The 15,143-nt window shown below is 35.3% G+C and carries 19 protein-coding genes and 1 pseudogene; 13 read left to right on the top strand and 7 right to left on the bottom strand.

Going from position 1 to position 15,143, the window contains the following annotated elements:
* The first annotated feature begins 2 nt into the window (after positions 1–2).
* Together ACWM35_RS10110 and ACWM35_RS10105 are read left to right on the top strand one after the other, a co-directional pair.
* Positions 3–455 (top strand): hypothetical protein, encoded by a 453-nt coding sequence (locus tag ACWM35_RS10110; RefSeq protein ID WP_454817901.1) that lies wholly within the window; start codon positions 3–5, stop codon positions 453–455.
* 223 nt (positions 456–678) lie between these two features.
* The gene (locus ACWM35_RS10105; protein ID WP_454817899.1) at positions 679–1,563 is read left to right on the top strand and encodes a hypothetical protein; all 885 of its coding nucleotides are present in this window, start codon (positions 679–681) and stop codon (positions 1,561–1,563) included.
* A 92-nt stretch (positions 1,564–1,655) separates the two neighbouring features.
* Here the strand turns inward: ACWM35_RS10105 and ACWM35_RS10100 are convergent, their stop codons facing one another.
* Positions 1,656–2,030, bottom strand: a complete 375-nt coding sequence (locus ACWM35_RS10100; RefSeq protein WP_454817897.1) for a hypothetical protein — start codon at positions 2,028–2,030, stop codon at positions 1,656–1,658.
* Positions 2,031–2,228: 198 nt separating this feature from the next.
* On the opposite strand from ACWM35_RS10100, the gene ACWM35_RS10095 reads away from it, so the two are divergent.
* Positions 2,229–3,908 (top strand): DUF262 domain-containing protein, encoded by a 1,680-nt coding sequence (locus tag ACWM35_RS10095; RefSeq protein ID WP_454817895.1) that lies wholly within the window; start codon positions 2,229–2,231, stop codon positions 3,906–3,908.
* 425 nt (positions 3,909–4,333) lie between these two features.
* Entirely contained in the window at positions 4,334–5,425 is a 1,092-nt protein-coding gene (locus ACWM35_RS10090) for a low temperature requirement protein A (RefSeq protein WP_454817893.1), read from the top strand.
* Between the two features lie 201 nt (positions 5,426–5,626).
* Here the strand turns inward: ACWM35_RS10090 and ACWM35_RS10085 are convergent, their stop codons facing one another.
* The 4 genes and pseudogenes from ACWM35_RS10085 to ACWM35_RS10070 form a co-directional block, all read right to left on the bottom strand.
* Positions 5,627–6,136: a hypothetical protein gene (locus ACWM35_RS10085; protein ID WP_454818178.1), complete on the bottom strand. Its 510-nt coding sequence runs from the start codon at positions 6,134–6,136 to the stop codon at positions 5,627–5,629.
* 1 nt (position 6,137) lies between these two features.
* A pseudogene (locus ACWM35_RS10080) lies at positions 6,138–6,188 on the bottom strand (hypothetical protein); the annotation flags it as partial.
* Positions 6,185–6,523: a hypothetical protein gene (locus ACWM35_RS10075; protein ID WP_454817891.1), complete on the bottom strand. Its 339-nt coding sequence runs from the start codon at positions 6,521–6,523 to the stop codon at positions 6,185–6,187. The pseudogene ACWM35_RS10080 and the gene ACWM35_RS10075, both read right to left, overlap by 4 nt.
* Before the next feature lie 69 nt (positions 6,524–6,592).
* On the bottom strand, positions 6,593–7,645 hold the full coding sequence (locus ACWM35_RS10070; RefSeq protein WP_454817889.1) for a DUF3231 family protein: 1,053 nt from the start codon (positions 7,643–7,645) through the stop codon (positions 6,593–6,595).
* 241 nt (positions 7,646–7,886) lie between these two features.
* Between ACWM35_RS10070 and ACWM35_RS10065 the strand changes: the two genes are divergently transcribed.
* Positions 7,887–8,390, top strand: a complete 504-nt coding sequence (locus tag ACWM35_RS10065; RefSeq protein ID WP_454817887.1) for a GNAT family N-acetyltransferase — start codon at positions 7,887–7,889, stop codon at positions 8,388–8,390.
* A 93-nt stretch (positions 8,391–8,483) separates the two neighbouring features.
* Here the strand turns inward: ACWM35_RS10065 and ACWM35_RS10060 are convergent, their stop codons facing one another.
* Complete coding sequence (locus ACWM35_RS10060) at positions 8,484–9,374, bottom strand: NAD(P)-dependent oxidoreductase (RefSeq protein ID WP_454817885.1); 891 nt, start codon at positions 9,372–9,374, stop codon at positions 8,484–8,486.
* A gap of 374 nt (positions 9,375–9,748) precedes the next feature.
* Positions 9,749–10,309: a CBO0543 family protein gene (locus ACWM35_RS10055; protein ID WP_454817883.1), complete on the bottom strand. Its 561-nt coding sequence runs from the start codon at positions 10,307–10,309 to the stop codon at positions 9,749–9,751.
* A gap of 346 nt (positions 10,310–10,655) precedes the next feature.
* Here ACWM35_RS10055 and ACWM35_RS10050 point away from each other — a divergent pair, with 346 nt between their 5' ends.
* The 8 genes from ACWM35_RS10050 to ACWM35_RS10015 all read left to right on the top strand — a co-directional run bounded on the left by ACWM35_RS10050 (position 10,656) and on the right by ACWM35_RS10015 (position 15,139).
* The gene (locus tag ACWM35_RS10050) at positions 10,656–11,144 is read left to right on the top strand and encodes a DinB family protein (RefSeq protein WP_454817881.1); all 489 of its coding nucleotides are present in this window, start codon (positions 10,656–10,658) and stop codon (positions 11,142–11,144) included.
* Positions 11,145–11,467: 323 nt separating this feature from the next.
* Positions 11,468–11,878 (top strand): AraC family transcriptional regulator, encoded by a 411-nt coding sequence (locus tag ACWM35_RS10045; RefSeq protein WP_454817879.1) that lies wholly within the window; start codon positions 11,468–11,470, stop codon positions 11,876–11,878.
* Entirely contained in the window at positions 11,839–11,991 is a 153-nt protein-coding gene (locus ACWM35_RS10040) for a hypothetical protein (RefSeq protein WP_454817877.1), read from the top strand. Before ACWM35_RS10045 ends, ACWM35_RS10040 begins: the two co-directional genes overlap by 40 nt.
* A gap of 378 nt (positions 11,992–12,369) precedes the next feature.
* Complete coding sequence (locus tag ACWM35_RS10035; protein ID WP_454817875.1) at positions 12,370–12,792, top strand: DUF1801 domain-containing protein; 423 nt, start codon at positions 12,370–12,372, stop codon at positions 12,790–12,792.
* An 86-nt stretch (positions 12,793–12,878) separates the two neighbouring features.
* A complete protein-coding gene (locus ACWM35_RS10030; protein ID WP_454817873.1) occupies positions 12,879–13,331 on the top strand; it encodes a VOC family protein in 453 nt (150 codons plus the stop codon).
* A 142-nt stretch (positions 13,332–13,473) separates the two neighbouring features.
* The gene (locus ACWM35_RS10025) at positions 13,474–13,803 is read left to right on the top strand and encodes a DUF2834 domain-containing protein (protein ID WP_454817871.1); all 330 of its coding nucleotides are present in this window, start codon (positions 13,474–13,476) and stop codon (positions 13,801–13,803) included.
* A gap of 85 nt (positions 13,804–13,888) precedes the next feature.
* Positions 13,889–14,428, top strand: a complete 540-nt coding sequence (locus ACWM35_RS10020; RefSeq protein WP_454817869.1) for an RNA polymerase subunit sigma — start codon at positions 13,889–13,891, stop codon at positions 14,426–14,428.
* A 207-nt stretch (positions 14,429–14,635) separates the two neighbouring features.
* Positions 14,636–15,139 (top strand): DinB family protein, encoded by a 504-nt coding sequence (locus tag ACWM35_RS10015; protein WP_454817867.1) that lies wholly within the window; start codon positions 14,636–14,638, stop codon positions 15,137–15,139.
* The last annotated feature ends 4 nt before the right edge of the window (positions 15,140–15,143 follow it).

Raw genomic sequence — 15,143 nt, 5'->3', positions numbered from 1 at the left:
GCATGGACTTTTTAATGGAGCAGGCCCTTATTTATACAAGTAAGGAATACGAGGAAATTTATATTCATTTTAATACGAAGCTCGATATCAAATACCAAGACTTATTCTTAATTTGTGCCAGCATCGGCTTCAAAAAAAATCAAAAAAAGAAGATCGAGGAACGAGGCAGGGAGTTCAGAAGCAACTACTTCAGCTCCCGTCAAAAGGCTGCGGCCTATTCGATCATTTTGAATGATCCTGATATAGGGAAGAACATCGAAGCCTTCAATGACAATGAATTTCGTTTAAATGCCAGAAGAAAACTTGAGAATTATGCAGAGGGTGGAATGAAGGTACTGGTCGATGAGGTATTCGGACACCGTTGGGATGGAAACAAACTTGACCCTACCTACAGCGAATATGAGGTCGACTTACTAAGCTATATATATGCGGACTCAAGTGAAGTACCTTTTTAATATTGTCTTAATCAAAGAGTTGCTCAAAATGCTGAGCAGCTCTTTTTTATCTCTTCCTAAAATTCTTAATTTCGTATTACCAAAGGCCAACTACAATTCATTTATTTGGATGGTGCTGTATAAAATGATTTTTACTCCTATTAACAAACAGGGTTGTTAAGAATGTAACAATTAAGATAGGGGAAAATATACAATGAACCGATATATTCTAGGGGGGACATTTTTGAGTAAAAAAGAAAGAGTAGGCAAACCATTTTATAAAAAATGGTGGGTATGGGTTATTGCGATTATTGTAGTATTATTTATAGCTGGACTTGGCGGTGAAGAAGAGCCAGAAAAGGCAGAAGAAAGCAAGACACAAGAAGAATCGACATCCAAGCAAGAGGAAACAGCGTATACAGCAGAAAATGTGTATGATTGGTTAAAGGAATCAGGTTTAATTAAGGGTGAAGGAAAAGATAAAACTTCTGAATTTAAAAATAGTGAAGGCATTGTGAAAGTGATTGGTACCGGTGAAGTAGATATTCATGAATTTAAAAAAGAAGAACAAGCTAAAAAATACGATACAGGATCCGATTTGACAGTTTCTCACAAAAATATTTATATATTAATTATCCAAGGCCAAAGCCAGCATGATAGTTTTAAAAAAGTTTTAGAAGCTGGTAAGCCTTTAACCGATTTAGAACCGATTTATGCATCCGAGCAACAAAAGCAAGTGGCTGAACTAATGCAAAATAAATCCGATTTCTTCCCGTTGGTGGAAGCCTATTATAATTTACCAAACGAACAAAAATCACAGACTTATGATGATTTTATCTATGATGAAGAAGTTATTTGGACAGGAACGATTGCGGATTTAGGTGCAATTGGAGACAGTATCGTTGTTTATGGAAATCCACAAGGCTATAACGGTGAAGATTGGTCAACCATCAGTACAGCCAAGACGGATATAATGCCATATGTCTTTATTGTTGAATTAAAAGACAAAGCAATGAAATCGGGCTTGAAAAAAGGGGAACAAGTTAAAGTAAAAGCTATTGTAAAATCTCGTGGAGATAAACAATTACAATACAATTGGAAGTTGTATGAAGGGGAAGTAATGAAATAAATTAAAAGGCAAAGCACTTCAAAAGTTTGAAGTGCTTTGCTAAATAATGATGAAGTAAAAAAAAACCATATCGGTTAGAGGGGCCTTTATATTTACTTTTTCATTTCAAATATATAATCAGAGTTATCTGCACCTACCATAATCTGACCCTTGCTATTATAAGGAATTCTAGCTGAAGCCAATAGTTTTCCTAATGATTTATCAGTTGACTCTTTACCTTCATGAATCCACAACCAGGTAGCATCAATTCCAGTTGGTCTATCCTTTTTTACTTCATTAACTATCGTCCTCAAGTCGTCCTCACTGGTTGCCTCCGTGGAAACCCGAACATAGTTCCCGTTCCCTTGAATATTTTCTTCAATTACCATATACTCAACATCATTTGAAATGTCGACAATTAGGATTACTATTACAGCTAAAAAGAAAACGCCAAATATACCCCCGACTACTTTTAGAGTTTTTCTCATCATTCTTCCCCTTCGTCCTATTTCCTGTTACTTTACCCATCTGAATCCAATCCAATTCGATTAAAGAGACTGCCATTTCCTCTTGTTTAATTAGTTTGGATTTGAGGGAGTGGAAGTTGATCATGATATTAGATTGCGTTAAGATTGAAATGTATATATTGAAAAAAGCATTCTAACCGAAGATCTTGAGGTGTTAATATGAGTGAATTATTAAAGGCAAGTGAGAAGGATTTAAAAACATACTTATTAATCAAGAATGACAAATTATACATACCTTATACACAAAGACCTTACGAGTGGACAAAACCACAGGTGAAGAGGCTATTCAATGATCTCATCTCAGTTTACGAAGATTCGACAGAACAAAGGGTTCATATCCTTAATTTCTTTACCATTTACAATGAGGATGGAAAAAAATTCATTTACGATGGACAACAACGATCCGTTACCCTTCTTTTAATCATTAAAGCAATAACGGAGAAAATCAGGTCATTCGGTAAAAGGGACTTGGCTGATAAAATCACCAGTGATTATATTTTTGATGAGAGCTGGGAAGAAGATCAAAAACAATATAAGTTGCGATTCGACAATTCGAATACGGATCGGTTTTTTAGGGAGTTCTTAGAGAGTGGAAATTATAATGACGATGATAAATCAAGGGATAACACGAAACATATCATCGAAAATTTTAATTATGTGAGTGATTTATTACAGGAATATATTGATCTAAACAATCTACAGGCTGATGATTTGAAAGCGGTCTTAAAAGCCATCACGAATAGGGTCCAATTAGTATTGTTAGAGACACCTAGTGAAGACGTGGCGACAGACATGTTTGAAACCCTGAATAATACAGGTAAGAAAATTGCTGATTTTTACGTTCTTAAGAATTCTTGTATTAAACAATTAGGGGAAGAAAATACAAAGACCTATTGGAATGAAATAGAAGCGAATTTAGATGGAATTGATAAGTCGGATTTTTTAAATACGGTTGTCACATTATTTAATGGTAAAACAACGAAAGCACAGAACCTAGAGAAAATCGAGGAATATGGATACCTTTCAAGTGCACTATCTGTAGAAAAATTTTTGGATAATTTAAAAAGGGCATCCAAGTATTATCTTGAAATTAAAAAGCCTGAGCTGAAGAATCATTCCGACAAAAATTCTTTAAAATACTATAAGAAAATCTCAGAGGATTTACATTTATTTAAGTCCAAGCAACATATTCCGATCATCTTATCCTTGTTCATGAAAAATTATCCACTAGAGGAGATCAATCAAATTTTGAAGCTCGTCCTTGGGATTAATATTAGGAACTTTTTCATCAGTCAAAGAAAAGCAAATACGGTGGAGATAACCTTTACCGATTTATCACGAAAGATATACAAAGATGAAATTTCAATCGAGGAACTGAAGCAGCAATTAAATAAAATTAAGATTTCTGATAAAGAGCTGCTAGGTGCCCTTTCCAATCGAGAGTTTAGTTCTGGACCTGATGAAAGGAATGTTAAGTATATCCTTAGATCGATCTATGAATATGAAAACAACTCTGAAACGATTATATCTAATGACAATCAAAAGGTTAACTTAGAACATATTTTACCGGTAACACCGAGAACCAATAGTCAATGGCTTAACATGTTTCCGAATGAGGAAGAACGTAAAAGATATACGGCCAATATAGGAAACATGACGATTATTTTAGGAAATATCAATTCCTCAGCAAGTAACAAGGATTTTTCAGAAAAGAAAGATCTGTATATGAACAGTACCATTATCCAAAATAAAAATATCGCATCGCTGGAAAAATGGACAAAAAATGAAATTGAAGAGCGCCAGGAGAAATTAGGTGCTCTCATAACGAAAATTTGGTAAGAATCTAACAATTGTAAGAGATTATGCCCAGAGTAGTCAAACTTAGACTGCTCTTTTTTTCATTTACACAACTAACAGAGAATTAATCAGCAGGAATAAAACTCGTTTTGTAGAAATGTACAATCAAACAATAAAATAATATATTTTATGGGAGAATCTTACTGAGGAGGAAGGACAATATGAGAGTGAACTCTTAAGAATATATGATGAGAAACAGTTAAATAGGTTTGTTAATATATCCTTTAGTGGAATTGAGAGGAGAGTTATAGACAACCTCCATAAGGCAGCAAGTGCCCTTAGGCAAGCTCTTTTTCATTAACAATGTGTTCACAGGTTCATTCCAATCCAATACATTAACCTTTAGTCTCAAATTTAATAGAATAGATATAATAAATCGTTTATGAAGGATAGGGAGGAATTCAGTAGTGCAGGAAAAGAAAGTTACCTGGTTAGAGCTTTTTTATGATTTATTATTTGTAGCCTCTGTTTCGGTTGCTACCCATGTTTTACTTCATGTAGATGAAGGAATTATCCATTTAGAGTATTTATTTAAGTTTGTCTTAATTTTTATTCCGATTTGGTGGGCATGGGTAGGGCAATCCATGTTTGTGAATCGGTTTGGACAAGATTTGTTTCATCAACGGCTGTTTTTGATCCTGCAAATGTTTTTTGTTCTTATTATGACATCAAGCTTATCCGTTGATTTTGATACATATTATCTTTCATTTTTAATTGGTTATATTGGTTTGAGAGCGATAACGGCCATCCAATATCTTGTTGTCCAGCGCTTAGAAACAGATTCTCGTAAAGAGGCAGCACAATATTTGGGAAGGTATTTTTGGATAGGGATCATTATTTCCTTATTTTCACTGCTATTCGATACTTGGGTCCGATATATTTTCTTATATTTAGGGATATTTATTGATATGATGGTCCCAGTGTTCGGGCGAAGGTATTTAGTAAAAGTACCCACTAATATGGCACATTTATTGGAGCGATTCGGACTATTCACTATTATTCTATTTGGTGAGTCTCTTGTCAGTACGCTTGCGGTTATTCAGCCTACACAAGGAGATTGGAATTCAATCGGCTTTGCGGTTATTTCATTTATCCTGATAATAGCGATGTGGTGGCAGTATTTTGATAATGTAGAAAAGAAAGTAGATAAGTCGATCCAAACTGCCGGCCAAACCATTATATACGGTCATCTGTTTATATTAATGTCTTTAAGTATGATCGCAGCATCTATTAGACTATTGTTTTTACATGAAGTCGACTATATATTTATCCAATATTTCGTTTTTGGTTCTGTATTACTCTATTTCTTCTCCACTACGTTGGTTTTCCACCAATATAGACATCAGCACCACAGGTTAAAAATCTATCATTTAGGATTATTTATTGGGATTCTAGCATTCTTTTTTATTGTTAATTTGATTGTGTCAGTACCAAATATTGTAGTAATAGGGGAAATAAGCTTGTTTTTTGTTATTTATGCTAAATTAACAACGACTTAAATAGGTTTGTTTTTTGAAAGGTTCATGTGATACAAGATTTTTATAGAAGCCATGTCTTGATGAAATTATCTAAAAATCATGTGATTCTATTTCTACTAAATAATTATAGTTAATTGTGGCATAAACTTGTAGGGATAGGGATTCTGTAATCAGTAAAAGAGTTGCTCAGAAGCTGAGTAACTCTTTACTTTGTCGATTGTCTTACCCGTGATACGTTGAATACCATCCCAGTCTTTTGTTGGTTGCTAAGCTTCCATTTGGTACATACGAGAAGTGAACATTTTGTTCTTTCAGCTTTGAAATACGGTCAGACAGTTCTGTATCTCCCAAAAGCCAGAAGGCTCCGCCATTATCGCGCAGGTCGATCACTTCATATCCTATGCTCTCTAAATAGGTTTTCAATCCTACTTCCGCAATGTTTACCTGTTTCTTTTCTAACACGATATTTGGTTCTGATGGGGGAGTGATCTCTTTCGTTAGAATGGTAGATCTTTTGTTATTTGCTTCACTAGTCGGCGGAGTCGTAGTCCGGATTGATCCCTGTGAATTCAGGTTGTCAACGGATTTGCGTTCAGGTTCACTCCGTCTTGTAAGAGAAATAGTCATCGTTTTAGCTGGTCTCTTAGGCCATGGTTCCAATCTGATATTGTTTAAGAGTTTCCCATAGAGATTCAAGTGCTCTTTCTGGGTCATAATAATATTCGCTGCCACGGACTCGCCAAAATCTCCAACCACATCTCTCTAGGATCCGCTGGCGATTCATATCATAGTCATATCGATCGGGCCATGCCATTGATCACCACCACATTCTACGGCAATTCTGCCTTTTTCTCCTTCCACGACTAAATCGATTCGATATCCCTTTGCCGCAATTTGATCATAGACACTGCGTTCAAAATCACTTTCGCATTTTTCACGGTTGGTGGAGTGAATTTCCTTCTCAGGATTCTCGCAGTAAGAGATCAACTGATAGCGCATGTCTTCTTGATTTCTAAGATCATTCAAGGTTGGGGTATGGAAGAGCCATAATTGGTCTTTCACTCGTCTAACGGCAACATTAAAACGGCGTTTGTCTTTCTCCAAAGTGAGCGCCTTCATGGCAGTTTCTCCAGAAGCTGCCACCATACTAATGGTTTTACAGTGTCACGTTTTCATTAGCCACAGCATTTAACCCTTTGCTAAATCTTCTCGGTCAATCGCTTCGGGTGGTTGTTCCATCCATCCATGGTCAATCATAATATTAGCCCCATCTTCTACATAAAGACTTACATCCATTTGAAACTTAGCATACATCGCTCCAAGATCACGTCTTCCATTAAGTGATAAACCATTTGCATAAGACCTTATTTTCATGGAAAACATATCTATTTTGTGCCACAACATTAAGTTATCTGAAAAAGGTGAAAAAGTAGAAGTGCTTACAAAGTTATCTAATAATGGTGGTGACGGCAAATTATTTTTATGTAGTTGATGAGAACAGGTTTCTATATGATTATTCGTTATTTCCTTTCCTCTAAGCAAAAATTTCTGAACCTTTTCATCTTTAGCGACTTGACTAAAAGCGATTAACAATGCCTTACTTGTAACATTATTTTCGATATTATCGAAAAGATGTGCAATTTCAAGAGCATGGAGAGGTCTTATATCTCCAAAAAATCCATTTAAATAATTTTGTTTTTGTACAAAATCAACCTTTTGGGGCGTAGGAATGGTTGGAGGCTTTACGAAGAATCCTTTTGCTTTCATTACCTCATTCACTTGGGATACAAGTTTTACAGTAGAGTCCAGCGTATGAATAAAGAAATCTCTCACATCTGGTCGTATCATTAAAGGTACAGCAATTGAATAAATGCTCATTCCAGCTTTACTTGTATATTTCAAGTAGTGAAGATAAAACTCATCAGAAAATAATCTTGGGGCCCCTAAGTTTACATCTTCCTCTGTAAATCCAATTGGAAGAGGAAAGCCTTCTTGAATAAATATTTCTTTAATACTTTTCACAAGCGACTCACAAAGAGTTAGGGTATTTTCTAAAACCTTTTTAATGTCCTGGTCATCAACGTGTTGAAGATAATAACTTAGAACACACTTTGCCATCGTATTACCTGTATAAGTAGCCCAAAGTTTACCCATTTCGGCTGATGTTAAGTTTTCATTATTACCGATTGTTTTTGTCTCTATTTTTGTGGTTTTAATTGATTCTACCTGCTCATGATCCATAGCAAAAATTCCTTTCCAATTGAATTAATGTTTCTTTAGTTTCTATCTTTTAGCAAAAATCTATTCATTTCACATAATTCAATAAAAAGAATTGCATTTATCAATGTAATGTTGCGGATTCTATTCTTTTGTTACGAACTTAAACCTAATATAGTAATATATAAGAGTTAATATAAAGGATATCTATAAATCTAGAAATTTTTTAAAAAAGAATTTATTAATTGTTGGAGGCAAATAGATAATGCTGATAATCCGTAATGTAAAGATGGAAGATTTACCAGAGATTGCTATCATTGAAAGCTTATGCTTTCTAGGGGATGAGGCTGCATCGAAAGATACATTTGCCGAGCGAATTCAAATCATTCCTGATAGTTTCTTTGTAGCTGAAATGGATGGGGTAATTGTCGGTTTTGTAAATGGCCCTGTGATTGAAACACCCTACATTACAGATGAACTTTTTCGGGAAGTCAAGGCGAATCCATTAACTGGCGGTCATCAAAGCGTACTCGGAATAGCGGTTACTCCACATTTTCAAACACGCGGTGTGGCAGCAGCGTTACTTGCACATATTGAAGAAGCAGCGAGAGCAAAAATTCGGATATCTATCACGTTGACTTGTAAAGAGGACCTAATTGGCTTCTATGATAAATACGGATATGCCAACATGGGGATATCAAAATCGGAGCATGGGGGAGTAACTTGGTATAATATGGTGAAAACACTAGATAATAATGTGAAATGCTGATTACCATAAATACTTGAACCACCCCTTAAATCAGATAAAACGCAAGGTGTGAATGAACCTTGCGTTTTTCAAAGAAAATTATTATTCAGTTAATTAAACCTTTGTCCCCAATATAACCCCATTTTCCTTCAACTCTAGATAAACCGCAGCCATATCTAGTTTCCCTCTTCCATTCTCTTTTGCAGTACGGTAGGTCGTATCAGCGGCTTCTGCCAATGGTAATTTGGTTTCTAATTTATCTGCTTCTGCTTTGACCAGGCCTAAATCTTTGGCCATGAGTTCAAGCATGAAGGCAGCAGGGAAGTCATCGTGACGATACATGTCTTTTTTTCCTTGAAATAAAGGTGTATTCATGGCGGACTGTGAAATCATTTCCAGTACTTTTTCTTTTACCAATCCTGACTTTTCTGCTAGTAACAACGTTTCGCCGATGCCTTGTCCAAGAATACCGAGTAATAAATTGATCGCCAGCTTGGCAGAGCTGCCTTTACTATTTGGACCAAAATGTATCGTTGCTTTTCCTAAGACATCAAAATAAGGCTGGCAAATATCGATCGCTTTCTTCTCACCACCAACAAGGATCACTAATTGTCCCGCTTTGGCAGGTCCTACTGAACCGGAAACGGGAGCATCTAAGTATGTACCGCCACTATCCGAAATCAGCTTTGTAAACGACAAAGAATCATCTGGTGAGATCGTACTCATGTCCACGACGATTTTCCCTTGAAGATCAGCGCTTAGCACACCATTTACTTGTGTTAATACATCTCGAATGGCGTTGGAGTCTGATAACATTAGAAAAATAATCTCTGATTGCTCGACAACCTCTTTCGGTGTTGTCAGTTTAACCGCTCCCATTTCGACAAGAGCGGTGGTCTTATCCTGGGAACGATTATATACATTCACCTTAAAATTTACCTGTAAAAGATTTTGAACCATCGGAGTCCCCATATGACCCAATCCTATCCATCCTACTGTATGCATGTTCTTTCCTCCTGTATAACTAGATGTGAATTTCTCTCATTTATATTACCGCAATGTTTGTTAAAATTCGAATTTAATAGAACATGGGATAGACGACTCTTTCGTTCTTAAAAATGGTTTCATATTTAGGAAATATTTACAGTAGATCATGCGCGAGCAATGCTATACAAAATACACTTGATCCTTTTTCATGCTTCTTTCCCATAATTGATTGGCTAAATCCAATGAATAGTTTGGAGATAGTGGGACCCATTATCCGTTTTTGTGCATTAACTGGCTATCTAATTCCTTCAAATTTAGAATCAGTCGTTAAATCAGCTCCAACTGTTGGTTTTTTTTCGAAAACCTTCCAATAACTCAAATTAAATTTAGAATTATAATGCATCAAATGTTTTAGCGATACTTATGCGATAAGAGATCAAATAAATAACGATATATATTGGAAAGGAATAAAAAATACTCCAGTTTACTTCTGTGTAAAATCCTATCCATTCAAATAGAGGTTCACCAATAAAAGAAGACAATGCAGAATAGATAATAGCTTTGAGAAGAGGGTTATATGTTGGTTTAAATTGCAACCAAAGCATGATCGTTACTGGTATCAATGAAAAATCCCAAGGTAAAAACGCTGGAATTGTCGGTAAAACTCTTCCCGAATAATGCCAAAGTCCAGATATTACCCCTATGAAATCTAACCAACAAGCCATTATTATACCAAAACTCCCAGCCAAGAGTAGCCTTGCTTCACTTCCTCGTTTACGAACTATTAACCATACTAACCACGGAAATATGGATAAAAATATTGAAAACCAAAATTCCCAATCCCATAATGTATTTTCTATCCAATAATCAAAATAATCCATTTCGATCTTATGGATTTGTTCAAAAAACTCATCTGATTTTTTTATTTCTTCTTTACTGATTAATGGTGCCATTTTGTCCCATTCACCTTCAACTAAAATAATACCATTAATATTCCCTTTAGTTTTTCAAATAGTCTTTTATAAAAATACAACTGTACAGTTAAAGGGCGATTTCCTTGAATAAGGAAGATCTTTTTTTATAGGACCATTTTCTTGAACAACTCCTTGGTTTTAGACAGTTGTTCTTTTCCAGTTAAAAAAACTTATGCTAAACTAATAATGTCTGAATTTTCCGAACGAGGGAATGTTCATTGGTCCGTTAAATGACCAGTTTAATAGCTAACCCACAATACGCTGCAAATGAATATTGACCAAAGGGATTATCTATTAAAAAGGATAGGATTGGAGGGAATAGAAATTGGATGTAAGGACATTTTTATTACAACAATGGGCCAGCTGCTTAGATAAAGAAGACTGGTTCCCACCACTTGAAAAAGTACTAGCGAATATCACTTTTGAACAGGCAATTTGGAAACCAGTTGAGGGGGCCCATTCCATTTGGGAATTAGTTTGTCATTTACTGTTCTATGAAAAAAGAATTCTGTTACGATTTCTTGGTGAAACATCGAAGGAACCAAAGGCAGAAAATAATGACGCTACTTATCGATTACCAACTGAGACGTTACAAAATTGGCAGGAAACAAAACAAGAATACATTTTTGTTCATCGTGAACTTGAAAAATTACTAGCAACAGCAGAACTAGAAGAGTTGTATAGGGAGATTCCTGAAGACAATCCATTAATGTTTGAGCTGAAAAGTTTAGCCATGCACGGCGCCTATCATATTGGGCAAATTGTATTTTTAAGTAAAATGCAAGGTGCTTGGGCAGGGAAACGCAGCTTTTAAAAAAGCTTCATTATTATAGGGGCTTTAATGAAATAAGAATGGGAACATCCAATTCGGACGTTCCCATGTTTTGTACCTGCTTAAAATGAATTATTAATAGGATAAACTTTTAATTGATGCCATGTGGATTGCCAATTCTTCGTTGTTGCCACGTTATAATAATTTTCCTATAATTTAACTTCCAAAATTAGTATAGTAAAGATTGAGAGGTTATTCAATTGTGAAAAGCTGTAGAGGGGGAATGAGCTCTAGAATCTTAAGTCACCCTCAACATGCTATTCAGTTACAAGATTCATTTATCATTTATTATGGAGGTCCAAAAAATGTCAGAAATAGTAAAAAACTATAAACAAGCATTCCCTGCCATGCGTTTTGTTGGAATGAAATATGGTAATGAAGATCGAGTCGAAGGAAGTTTTGCTGCCAAGTGGGGAGAATGGCTCGAAACAGAGCGTTTTCATGAGTTGGATGATTTGGTAACAGAAGATTTAACTTCCGAATATGAAGATTTCCATGCACAAATTGGCTTAATGCGCTGGAAAGAAGGGGAAGAGTTTGAATATTGGATAGGGAGGTTTCTCCCTGAAGATACGATAGTCCCAGAGGGGTACAATTCTATTGATTTTTCAGACTCCAACTTAGGGGTATGTTGGATACAAGGAACCCACCTAGAAATCTATGGCAAGGAAGAAGAATGTGCAAACAAACTAACGGAAGAAGGGGATATGAGCTAGAAACGGATGAAGCAGGGGCATGGTGGTTCTTTGAACGTTATGGCTGTCCTCGATTTACTACTCCTGATAAAGATGGAAATGTCATTCTTGATATCTGTCATTTTGTTAAATAAGTTAAAAAATTTCACCATCAAACATGAACATAAGTTCAATAGGTGGATGTTTATTTAACCATAAAAAATAATCCACCCTTGAGTTAGAGGCTCAGGTGGATTATATTGCCTACTGGCTGACTCCATTAGAGGGTACCGTCTATTGCTGGACCGAACATGTAGCTGCAAGTTCGGTCTTTTTTATTTTATTCATTTATTTCTTTTATTATAACCAACCTAAAGTAGTATTAAAAAACTAGTAGAAAACCAATATTACATCTGTGCGGTAAATTAAGCAGTATTCACATTTGCAGGAAAATAGGCTTGTATTTTAGAATATAATAATGCTGTCGATAATGTAAATAAGAATTAAATTAGAGAATAGGAGAGAGCGCATATATGTATGAACCGAAGATGAAAGAAACCGACAATAGTGTAGTTGAATTTATTGAAAGTGTAGAAAATGAGAAGAAGAAGGCAGATGCCTATCAGTTATTAGAAATTTTTGAAGAGGTAACGGGTTACGACGCAAAAATGTGGGGGCCTAGTATTATAGGCTTTGGCAGCTATCACTATAAGTATGCATCAGGACATGAAGGGGATGCCCCTTTAGTGGGTTTTTCACCAAGAAAGGCAAAGATTAGTCTTTATTTGACCTATGAAAGTGAGGAAAGAGAAAAATTATTAGAACGCTTTGGTAAACACACGAAGGGTAAGGCTTGTATTTATGTTAATAAATTGACTGATATCGATACCAGTGTTTTAAAGGATTTAATTAAACTTACAGTAGAAACCTATCAGAATCTATATCCGAACGATTAAAGTTATTTCAATGATATAAGTCCATATCCTACTGATTTTTTTTAACTGCAAATGCTTCTAAATTTATTCATATAAGGAGATAAACTATGGCTGAAAACAGATTACTAAGAATGGACAATGTCGGTATCGTTGTAGAATCCCTGGATGACGCAATCTCTTTTTTCGAGGAGATTGGCTTGAACCTCGAAGGGCGAGCCACTGTTGAAGGTGAATGGGCTGGTCGCGTAACCGGGTTAGATTCTCAGTGCGTAGAGATTGCTATGATGGTTACCCCAGATGGCCACAGCCGAATTGAACTTTCGCGATTTCTTAGCCCACCTACTATATCAGATCACCGGACTGCTCCTGTAAACGCCCTCGGTTATCTACGGGTGATGTTCACCGTTGAAGACATTGACGAAATGGTTTCCAGACTCACTAAGTATGGTGCTCAGCTTGTTGGCGAAGTGGTTCAGTACGAGGACTCGTATCGGCTATGCTACATTCGTGGAACCGAAGGAATTTTAATCGGTTTGGCGGAACAACTCGGTAACAAATAAGTATTATTCTAGGATATTCAAATAGAAAACGATAGTTTTGGGAATTGAAAATGTGATTTTCATATACACCAAAATTAATAGATTTTCAATAAGATTAATCTTCTGCAATCGGGCCATTTAATGGAATTATGAGGTGATGGTAATGAAATATTTTTATGGGACATTATCAGTTTTAGGTACAATACTTCCTTATTCGCAATTACTACCTTGGCTTTATAACTATGGATTTAGTTTACCTCAATTTTTTAATGAAGTAACTAAATCTAGAATGGGAGCTTTCGCATGGTGGGATGTATTGATTTCAATTATTGTAGTCATTGGGTTCATCGTGTATGAGGGAAAGCGAAAAGCCATGAGCCGCTTATGGATACCGATGATCGCAACTGTGACTGTGGGTGTATCCCTTGGACTTCCACTTTTCCTTTTATTAAGACAACTGCATATAGAAAAAAGGGATGGTATTGAGTATTAAGAATAACCATTATTCTTGTTGCACTAACGAAGCACGTTAGCAAATATTAACAATATATATAAATTAATTGGGAGAGAGATGAACAATGATTAATAAATATTTTTGTATATTGGTAGTAGTTGGAACAATCATATTATCAGCTTGTAGTGCGGAAAAAACTGAACAAAAAGGTATACAAGATAAGACAGTTGAAGAAAAAGTAATTGTTGACGATACTACTGAATTAAACCTTTTTGATCTATCTGCTAAAGAAGAAGAGGTTTATAGCTATTTTCAAAAAGATTTAAATTTAAAACATCTAAGTGGATTAGAACCAAAAAGTATTGCGAAGTTATATGTAAAAGCAGGGTTTGATAAAAAATATGATGTACAATATGCTTTATATACAGACAGAGAAGGATATGTTCATTGGTCAAAAGAAGAAGATGAAAAAATTCCTGAATCTGACAGAGGTTCTGAAGAACTAAATATCAAAAAATTCAATAATATTGATAAAGGAACATTCATAAAAACGAGTGATTATGAAGGATATATTGAATATGATTTAGCCGAAGGAACAAATAGTTTTCAAATGATTAAAAATGAAGATGGGGTTTGGCAAGTGTCATTTATGCCTCTTCAATAAAAGCTTTATTTGGGTTATATCTATTGAGTATTTAATAAACTTGATATACATAGTTTGTGAAAATTGTAATTAAAGTAACGAGGTTAGTTTAGCATGAATAGCTAATACAGTAGATTATTTTTTTGAACTATTATCTTTTTAAAATTTAGAGGTAATTTTTAGTGATGCAGAATATATTTATGAAGTATTAAAGTGAGGAGGATGAATATGTTTCAAACATTAGATGGTTTTTTTAAATTATGGAATTTTGAAGCAGATGCCACTCAGAAAATTCTTAATCAACTTACAGATGAGTCCTTATCCCAAGAAGTTACATCTCAAAATTGGACATTAGGAAGAATAGCTTGGCATACTGTAACAGCGATTGGTGTTATCTCATCTCGAACTGCCCTTACCCTTGACGCACCTACACAAGATTATCCTGTGCCATCCTCAGCAAAATTCATCTCTGATAGCTATCAACAAGCAAGGAATGCTTTTTCGCAAGCAGTAAAAAATCAATGGAGTGACAAAAATCTTAGTGATGAACAAGATGTTTTTGGACAGAGATTGTCCAATCTCGAAATGTTAACTTTTTTGATTCAACATCAAATTCACCACCGAGGGCAAATGACCATTTTGATGCGACAAGCAGGTTTAACCGTCCCTGGTCTTTATGGTCCATCAAAAGAGGAATGGGCTATGACAGGTAGGGAAGCTCCTAAAATGTAATTAA

It is taken from the genome of Neobacillus sp. K501 (assembly GCF_053749995.1).
Note: the sequence above shows the minus strand (reverse complement) of the source record. Positions and strands in the feature narration are given on the sequence as shown.